Origin of the sequence: Flectobacillus roseus, from assembly GCF_030056595.1 — a bacterium.
GTDB lineage: Bacteria > Bacteroidota > Bacteroidia > Cytophagales > Spirosomataceae > Flectobacillus > Flectobacillus roseus.
This window is the reverse complement of sequence record NZ_JASHIF010000027.1, coordinates 104,613-111,005: the sequence shown is the minus strand read 5'-3', so window position 1 is coordinate 111,005 and position 6,393 is coordinate 104,613. Positions and strand designations below refer to the sequence as shown.

Genomic DNA, 6,393 nt, shown 5'->3' with positions numbered 1-6,393 from the left:
ATTTCGCTTTCGAGCCGTTGGTTCATGGGAAGTGGGATGTTTTGGAGCTTGGTAACTACAAAACTCTTGCTTCCCTTTCTTTTTACCTAATTTGTCCCATTTTTTAGTAGGGTAGAGTACTTTGAAACATATTTAATAATAACCTCAAAAGCTTATTCTATATCTATCCTATGCGCTCAAAACCTTTTTTATTCAATCTTTTAACTGGGTCATTTATACTAATTCTCCTTTGGGATTGTGGACCCCGAAAGAATGATACCATTAATACCAATACCGACACTTCAGTCAATCGTTCTTCTCAATCACTTGCTAAAATTCTAGCAACCCCTGATACAAACGAACATCAAATTCAATCTGGAAGATTCACATTTACTTTTGAACCCTCTACTAAAAAAATCTATAATCAGTACTTTACAAAATCTTTTATTATGCCGGATAGTTCCGGGCTTCGTCATGAGGGTTTGAACTGGTATGCATTGGATATGGAAGGCAAGGAAAAGCTTGTACTCTCTGGAAATGATAATGAGGGGTTTGATAGTTTTGTCGTTTATGAGTGTTTAGGCTCTGTTAAAAATCTACCATATTGGTTTTTTAAGGTTAATTTTTATGAAGGAGGAATGTTTACTATGGTCAATAAAAATACGGGAGAAAAAATAGATTTAGTGAGCCCTCCCATTATATCACCAGACCAAAAGTGGCTTATAAGTGTATCTTCCGACTTAATCGCCGAATATGATTATAATGGTTTTTTATTACTAGAAATCAAAGATCAAAAAATAATTAAACGTGCAGAAGTTGCACTCAAAACCAAAGGAATAGAGGATGCCAAATGGATTGATAATAACACGCTTACCATCAAAGAAAACTATATTCAAAACGATGAAGAAGCCACAAGATATAGCATTCTGCGAATTAGAACTCCATAAAAGTAGGTTAATGCTAAGTACAAAACGATCATTCAATACTGAGCTAGTTACCTGCCTTATACACAAATAAACACTTGAAAACTTGACCTTTTGATCGATTAAATGTAAAAGATGGATAGTATTTTGCAAACAGCAAAATGTTATTTAACCTCTAGAAAACTAACTTTCCGATAATACAAAAAGTGCGAAAAGAATAGTATGAGGAATTATCGCCAAAGTGTAAAAATGTACTGCAAAACTTTCGTATATTTAAGAGTTGTACGTACGTTTATTGCAAAGTCTCAACAGCTTCAAAGCTTGGATATTGTGACTTGAAAGAAATATAGTTTGATTTCATTTGGAAATGATTCATTTAACACCTTAAACAAAAAATAGTTATTATGAAAAAAATATTATTTGGACTTTTGACACTCGGAATTACAAATCTTTGTGCTGCTCAAACAGTTGACAAAAAAGGTGAAGTAAAATTTACTCCCCCTGTAATTAAAAAGGACGAAGATGTGAAATTTACTCCCCCTGTAATTAAAAAGGACGAAGATGTAAAATTCACCCCCCCTGTAATTAAAAAGGACGAAGATGTGAAATTTACTCCCCCTGTAATTAAAAAGGACGAAGATGTAAAATTCACCCCCCCTGTAATTAAAAAGGATGAAGATGTGAAATTTACTCCCCCTGTAATTAAAAAGGATGAAGATGTAAAATTTACTCCCCCAGTAATTAAAAAGGACGAAGATGTGAAATTTACACCTCCAGTAATTAAAAAGGACGAAGATGTGAAATTTACTCCCCCAGTAATTAAAAAGGACGAAGAAGTAAAATTTACACCTCCTGTAATTAAGCAAAACAAGACAACAAAGAAAAAAATAAAATTTACTTCTTCTAAAAGCAGTAAATACAAATCAACTAAATAGAAATCTATTCAGTATCAAATTTTTGATACCAACTTATCACGAAGTTGGTATCATTATATTTGTCAATGAAAATCAAAAAATACTTTCTTGATTTATATATTCAAACTTACAGTCAACCAAACCTACGTACAACATTGATTTGTGGCTAGTGAGGCATACGGAAGTAATAGAACATTTATACATCAATCAGCTAACTGCAAAGGCTCAATAGCAGGTTTTCAAATTTTCCATCTGCCAAAAGCCTTGTCCGTTGATGGCAAGCAATGCAGAGGATATCCTAACAGACAAAATTTGACGACAATGAACATTTTTCAAACTATAGCTCGGACAATTATTAAAAAATCATTTCACTTGTCGGTTTGGACAATTGAACAGTTTCACGACATTGCTGCTTATGAACAGAAAGCAAGAAAACTACAAGAACTTCCAGACGGAACACTCGGAAAAGACATCGCAAACTGTTTAGAAAAGAACAATTTAAGACTTGTTCCCAACTATGAAAGCCACGACTTGAAACACGTTTTGCTTGACTTTAAAATGACACCTGTTGACGAAATTAGAATGCAAGCTTTTATGTTGGGAAACGGAAACTACTCTATTCCAAGTTTTGCAATATTTATTTTTGGTGCATTATTACTTCCTGAATTGTGGACGACATTTTATAAGGACTACAAAAACGGACTAAATTCAAAACCTATTAAAACTTGGACAATTGAAGACTATGCACATTGCCAAACCTCAACTTTAAGACAAGTTGTTACAAACTATTCATTTAGACAACAAAGAGAACTTAATATGAAATCACTAATAAGATTTGGAGCTTTGACAGCAATCGTACTTGGGACATTTGGCATGTTATTTTGTTTACCATTTTTATTTTCAAGTAATGTGGCAGACTTGGTTGGTGCAGGTTTTCCATTTGTAGGAGGAGCAATTATTGCAAGTGGCGGACTTATAACATTATCTAACTTAACAAGACAAATAAACACTTTGACAACATAGCGAAAAATTTGCCTGCCACCAACATAGGCTTGTCGCTATGGCGGTTTTGAAATAGATTGAACGACAGAATTTTAGATTAACTTTTGGAATAGGATTGGGTGGATTTGCTGGAAAATCGCCACAGCCACAAGCCTCGTCCGTTATGCGTCACCTTATGAAAAATAGAGCAATCATCATAATATTCGGACTACTTTGGACAAGTAAATTACTTGGACAGGTGCAGAATGAAGTGAAAGAAGTTCTATCAAAGAAGGACTTTGTTTTTTAAAAAAACTTTGCAGACACTTTATCAAGTAGCGAACAAAAAATTTCTTGCCATTGGACAGTTTTTCGGGACCTGACAACTGATTTTAAGGAAGGTATCTTCTACATCACTAAATCTGTTCCCGACAGCAAAAATCCAGCTATAAGTTCAATTTACACATTTAGAGTTAGAGTTTTAGTTTCAGACAAGACAATTATTTATTACGACATAAGCGAGAAAAGAAACAAGAAAGTAACAAAAAAATGGGTTCCTTACTATGACACACTTGACCATTATAAAAATGACAGTTTGTTTACTCTACTTCGACAATCATTCTTTAAATCCTTTGACGGTGAATTAAACGAAACCGAATTATTTATTGACGACCTTGTTTATGGACAAGCCTGTGGATTCATTGGTGAAGACCCAAAAGAGAAAATGATAATTGACAATCTTGTGGCGACAAAGAATAAAGAGGAACTGTTTAAATGGATAAAATCGACAAGTTTTGAAAAACAAATTTATGCGGTTGACGGACTATTTCAATTGAAACAAAGTGGGACTATATATTCAGCGGAAGAACTTACAATAATCAAAAATGTTCTTAATAAAAAGGGGACTATTTTTCATTGCAGTGGTTGTGTTCATAGTTGGACAGATGTAAAAAGAGTGACCTATAAATTTAAATTCGAATGAAAAGGCGAACGCATAACAGCACCTACCCAAAAGGCAGGGTTTCGTGTTCCAAAGACAGTTTTGTTGTAAAAGGCCCGCCCTTCGGGTAGCTGCAAAACGTTATGCCCCATATTAAAAAAACCGACAAAACTATGCTAGCAGTTCATTGGACACCAGTAGATAAGACAAAAAATATTCTAAAAAACGGAATTACAAAATCAAAGAAAGGACTTTACTGCTTTCCTTTGACAGGACACAAATCATTGGATAAATGGTGGATTTATTTTTTTAATCAATGTGGTGTTCGACAAAGAAAAAAATACAATGGTGTTGTTTTTAGAATTAAACAAAGTGATTTGCCTGCATATTTTGGACATTGGATAGGAACAACCAATAGAGACAACTTCAAAAAAGAAATAACGAATTTAAAAGAACTTGGAAAAGAGTTCAAAGAAACACTTATATGGAGACTTGGTGAAGAACTTGCAGAAAAAGAAAATATTGGAAAAGACATTTTTGATTACGAAAAAAGGACAGAACTATATTTACAACTAGTTGAAAAGGAACTTGAAAAAAATCCAAGTGTTTTAAATGAAAAACTAAATGACCTTGATTTTATGACTTATTCACTAGAAGACTATCAAATTGTATTATCTAATTCAATTTCAGCAAACAGAATAATAAAATTAATTCCTCAAGGTGATGAATTTGGACGCATAACAAGACTAAAGAAAAAATACGGCACATAACAGCAGTTTGGTAAAATGGCGGGTTTAGTGCTGAATCCAACAGCAGTTCTTCGATTGAACATTTGTGCAAAACTGAACATTTGTGCTTCTAATTCCGCCACTTCGCCAAGCTGCGAAACGTTACCTGCTATTTACAGCGACATTCCTATAGACGAATAGACAATGACTTTTCTTAAAAACATAAGATCAACTTTCATTTCAGAAAGCAATTCAATTATAAACAATTGGACTGAGAAAGAACTGTCTAACTTTAGGAACAACTTGCTTCAAGTCATCACGTGGACAGACCTACTAAGCAAAAACTTTGACTATGAAAATGGTAAATATGGGTTAGTCTTTCGACAGACAAATCCAATTTGCAATGACTTTCCGCTATATAAATTTGGAAGACAATCAGATGATATAACAAAGTTAAGTTTAGGTTATGACTTTGGTGAAGATTATTCGTCATGGAACAATTGGGATTATTCATTTGACTGCTATGACCATCTTCTTGGAGAAGCGATAAAGGTACGAGCAGACATCGGATATATTGATTTATCAAAAATTGACAAATTGGGTAGAATTTTAAGCTTTCAAACATGTGTGACAACCCATGATGGAGCGCCAATTGTAGAAAGCAGAAACTTTGTAGATGAGGGAGACATCCCACCTATTGATACATGGTTTTATGCAAAGCGAGATTATTATCATTCAGACCACAGATGCGACCAAAGTTTATTCTGTTGGATACCCAAACAGTTTGAACAAGTAATGCAACAAGCCATAAACGTAGAAATACTTGACAGCTATAGGTGGCTTGACGAAAATGACAAAGACGTTTACATAAAAATAAAAAACAGCAGGTAACAAGGGTTTGCCAAAAGCGGGGCTGAAGTTCTTCGATAGGGCTTTTGTGCAAAGTTCAAGATTATTAATTCTATTGAACTTTAGTGCCCCCCCCCCCATCTTCGGCAAGCCCAAAACCGTCAGGCTGTGAAAAAACTAATTTGATTCATTTCTATACTCGAACGCCTATCTGAGGAGTTTTCAACTATTAAAATCTAAAGGCTTAGATTTTAAGTTTTTTCACAGACTGCCGTTAGCCACAATTTTATGGAGCAGACACTAAACATAGAAAATAAAGAAATTCGACTAAGATTTAATGATGGAGCTAACTGTTGGCAGACAAAAACTATTATTGACAATTTTGAAATTGAATTAGAAATAGATTTTGCCCTGCATATTGACAAAGAAGTAGATTGGACACATTTCAAGGACTTTTACAGTTTCATAAATAAAGAAAATAGATTGACTGATTTAATCAAAGATTCAAAACAACTTGTTGAAGAACTTGGTAGAGCATTTTTTCGAGATTGTTTTGAAAATGTTGCAGACTATAAAATGGAGTTTTCAAATTCTATCTATTACAACGGTAAGACAGATGGAACTTTCGTACAAAATGGTTTTTCTTACTCATTGATATATAATTATTGGACTAAATGGCAAGATGGAATCCACGGAGACGAATATGGACTTTACCTCGTTGATATAGAAAACCATATAATAGTTGGAACAAAAAGACGACAATGTTAAAAAATGATTATTAAATTTAGAGTAGAATTTGAATTTTTTCTGGACGAGAAAATTTTAGATTTCCTTGTCAATAGAATGGATACAGAACTTTCAAAACTCGGTATTGTATATCTTCAACAGGGATTTTTTTTCTGTTAAGGTTTTGTTGATTTTACTGAAATTTCGGGCAGTAGAACTGAGCTAATTGACAAAATAGTAAGAACAATATGACATATTGATAATAAAATAAAAATAAAAAACTGAACGGTTAACAGCAGTTTGGCAAAATGGCGGATTCGGAGCTAAAATGAAAATTTGGAGCTCAGATGAAC

Annotated in this window: 7 protein-coding genes; all 7 read left to right on the top strand. The window is 33.6% G+C overall.

The features are described from left to right. The first annotated feature begins 170 nt into the window (after positions 1-170). The 7 genes from QM524_RS24205 to QM524_RS24175 all read left to right on the top strand — a co-directional run bounded on the left by QM524_RS24205 (position 171) and on the right by QM524_RS24175 (position 6,082). Complete coding sequence (locus QM524_RS24205; RefSeq protein WP_283346616.1) at positions 171-926, top strand: hypothetical protein; 756 nt, start codon at positions 171-173, stop codon at positions 924-926. A 380-nt stretch (positions 927-1,306) separates the two neighbouring features. Next, positions 1,307-1,837: a hypothetical protein gene (locus QM524_RS24200; protein WP_283346615.1), complete on the top strand. Its 531-nt coding sequence runs from the start codon at positions 1,307-1,309 to the stop codon at positions 1,835-1,837. Positions 1,838-1,978: 141 nt separating this feature from the next. Beyond that, positions 1,979-2,839 (top strand): hypothetical protein, encoded by an 861-nt coding sequence (locus QM524_RS24195; protein WP_283346614.1) that lies wholly within the window; start codon positions 1,979-1,981, stop codon positions 2,837-2,839. A 553-nt stretch (positions 2,840-3,392) separates the two neighbouring features. Further along, the gene (locus QM524_RS24190) at positions 3,393-3,779 is read left to right on the top strand and encodes a hypothetical protein (protein WP_283346613.1); all 387 of its coding nucleotides are present in this window, start codon (positions 3,393-3,395) and stop codon (positions 3,777-3,779) included. 101 nt (positions 3,780-3,880) lie between these two features. Further along, the gene (locus tag QM524_RS24185; protein ID WP_283346612.1) at positions 3,881-4,507 is read left to right on the top strand and encodes a hypothetical protein; all 627 of its coding nucleotides are present in this window, start codon (positions 3,881-3,883) and stop codon (positions 4,505-4,507) included. Between the two features lie 162 nt (positions 4,508-4,669). Next, the gene (locus QM524_RS24180) at positions 4,670-5,356 is read left to right on the top strand and encodes a hypothetical protein (protein WP_283346611.1); all 687 of its coding nucleotides are present in this window, start codon (positions 4,670-4,672) and stop codon (positions 5,354-5,356) included. Positions 5,357-5,602: 246 nt separating this feature from the next. Beyond that, positions 5,603-6,082 (top strand): hypothetical protein, encoded by a 480-nt coding sequence (locus tag QM524_RS24175; protein WP_283346610.1) that lies wholly within the window; start codon positions 5,603-5,605, stop codon positions 6,080-6,082. Positions 6,083-6,393: the final 311 nt, after the last annotated feature.